General features: G+C 70.0%; 1 protein-coding gene. It reads right to left on the bottom strand.

Annotated elements, in window-relative coordinates; genetic code table 11:
• Nucleotides 1-343, bottom strand: a 343-nt coding sequence (locus KH400_RS23095; protein ID WP_217228626.1) for a hypothetical protein, incomplete at both ends; no start/stop codon positions are given.

Below are 343 nucleotides of genomic sequence, written 5' to 3'. Positions count from 1 at the left end.
GCGCAGGACCCGCCGATCCGGCTCCCCGGTGGCGAAGTTGAGGGCATAGGGCTCCCCCGCCTCGTCCAGGCCGCAGGGTTCCAGCAAAAAGCCCTCCACCGCGCTGATATCGGCGAGGGTGGCCAGCCCGACCCCGGCGCCCTCTGGTTCCCGAGGCTGCCAGCCTTCATCCAGTTTGCCGCTCAGCAGCAACTGCTGGACGGCATTGCGGGCCATCCAGTGATCCAGCGCCAGCACCCTGGCTGCGACCTCGGGGTCCGCCAGCAGGGCGTGCAGGCGATCGTGCTGGGCCAGGGTGGCCACCACGGGTTTCTCCACCAGGATGAGGGGAATGGCGCTGGCC

The organism is Desertibacillus haloalkaliphilus (assembly GCF_019039105.1).
GTDB lineage: Bacteria > Bacillota > Bacilli > Bacillales > KJ1-10-99 > Desertibacillus > Desertibacillus haloalkaliphilus.
Note: the sequence above shows the minus strand (reverse complement) of the source record. Positions and strands in the feature narration are given on the sequence as shown.